This window comes from Kitasatospora sp. MBT63 (assembly GCF_000710465.2).
Taxonomy (GTDB): Bacteria; Actinomycetota; Actinomycetes; order Streptomycetales; family Streptomycetaceae; genus Kitasatospora.
On the sequence record NZ_JAIZ01000668.1, the window covers coordinates 1 to 2,258 of the forward strand.

1 protein-coding gene is annotated in these 2,258 nt (G+C 73.4%); it reads right to left on the reverse strand.

What is annotated here, in order from left to right; genetic code table 11:
* A partial coding sequence (locus AA75_RS34990) for an Rne/Rng family ribonuclease (protein WP_033824405.1) occupies positions 1-2,258 on the reverse strand: 2,258 nt, incomplete at both ends.

Sequence of the window (2,258 nt, forward strand, 5' to 3'; positions counted from 1 at the left end):
GGCGCGGCCGGCTCCTCGGCCACGGGCTCCGGCTGCGCCGCGGGCTCCCGCTCGACCAGCTCGAAGGTCTCCTCGGCCTCGGCCTCGGACTCGAACGGCGCCTCGGACTCGGTGCCGGCGGCCTCCAGGCCCTCCGGCTCGCCCTGGCCCGCGCCGCCCTTGCCGCGACGGCGGCGCTTGCTGCCGCCCGCGGCGGCGCTCTCGCCGGCCGCCGCGGTGTGGCCGCCACCGCCGTGGGTGTGCGGCTGGTCCATGTGGACGATGACGCCGCGCCCGTTGCAGTGCACGCAGGACTCGGAGAAGGACTCCAGCAGGCCCTGGCCGACCCGCTTGCGGGTCATCTGGACCAGGCCCAGCGAAGTGACCTCGGCCACCTGGTGCTTGGTCCGGTCCCGGCCCAGGCACTCCAGCAGGCGCCGCAGCACCAGGTCGCGGTTGGACTCCAGCACCATGTCGATGAAGTCGATCACGATGATGCCGCCGAGGTCGCGCAGCCGCAGCTGACGGACGATCTCCTCGGCCGCCTCGATGTTGTTGCGGGTGACGGTCTCCTCGAGGTTCCCGCCCTGGCCGACGAACTTGCCGGTGTTGACGTCGACCACGACCATCGCCTCGGTCCGGTCGATCACCAGCGAACCGCCGCTGGGCAGCCAGACCTTGCGGTCCAGCGCCTTCATCAGCTGCTCGTCGATCCGGTAGGTGGCGAACACGTCGACGTCCGAGGTCCAGCGCTGCAGCCGGTCCGCGAGGTCGGGGGCCACGCCGCCGACGTACTCGTGGATGGTGCTCCACGCCTCGGCGCCGCTGACGATGACCTTGCTGAAGTCCTCGTTGAAGATGTCGCGCACGACCCGGACGGTCATGTCCGGCTCGCCGTACAGCAGCGCCGGGGCGTTGCCGGTGGCGGCCTTCTTCTGGATCTCCTCCCACTGCGCCTGCAGGCGCTGCACGTCGCGGGTGAGCTCGTCCTCGCTGGCGCCCTCGGCGGCGGTGCGCACGATGACGCCCGCGTCGTCCGGGACGATCTTCTTGAGGATCTGCTTCAGGCGGGCGCGCTCGTTCTCCGGGAGCTTGCGGCTGATACCGGTCATCGAGCCCTCGGGCACGTAGACCAGGTAGCGGCCGGGCAGCGAGATCTGGCTGGTCAGCCGGGCGCCCTTGTGGCCGATCGGGTCCTTGGAGACCTGGACCAGCACGGACTGGCCGGACTTGAGCACCGACTCGATCCGGCGCGGGCCGCCGTGGCCCAGCGCACCGAAGTTGACCTCACCGGCGTACAGCACCGCGTTGCGGCCCTTGCCGATGTCGACGAAGGCGGCCTCCATCGACGGCAGCACGTTCTGGACCTTGCCCAGGTAGACGTTGCCGACGTAGCTGGTGGCCTGCTCCTTGTTGACGTAGTGCTCGACGAGCACGCCGTCCTCCAGGACGCCGATCTGGGTGCGCTGGCCGTTCTGGCGGACCACCATCACCCGCTCGACCGACTCCCGGCGGGCCAGGAACTCGGCCTCGGTGATGATCGGCACCCGGCGGCGGCCCAGCTCACGGCCCTCACGGCGGCGCTGCTTCTTCGCCTCCAGACGGGTGGAGCCCTTGATGGACTGCACCTCGTCCGGGTCGAAGGCCGGCTCGGTGGAGCGGCGGCGCGGCTCGCGCACCTTCACCACGGTCCGGACGCCGTCCTCGGTGGTCTCGGCGGCCACCTCGACACCGCTCTCGCCACTGCGGCGACGGCGGCGACGGCGACGGCGCGAGGAGGACAGGCCGGCCGCGAGGTCGTCGTCGTCCTCGTCGTCCTCGTCCGCCCCGGCGGCGGCAGCGGCCGGCTGCTCGTCCGCGGTGTCCGCGGTCACCGTCTCGGTGTCGCCCTCGGTCTCGTTCTCGTTCTCGTCGCTCTCACCGCGGCGGCGACGGCGGCCACCACGACGGCGGCGGCGGGACGGACGACCGTCCTCGTCCCACTCCGCCTCGGTGTCCGGGCCGGTCGCGGGCGCCTCGGCGGGCGCCTCGACGGCGGCCGGCTCCGGCTGCTGCGCCCGGACCTCCTGGCGGGGCTCCTGGCGGGGCTCCTGCCGGGGCTCGGCCTGCGGCCTGCCCTCCGGGCGGACCCGCACCGAGGTGCGGACGCGGCGGCGGCGGCCGACGCCGCTGTACTCGAACTCGTCGTCGCCCTCGGCGGCCGGCGCGGGCGCGGCCTTCGCCGGGGCGGCCTTGGCAGCCTTGGCGGCCTTGGCCGGCTGCACGGACGCGCCGGCGGG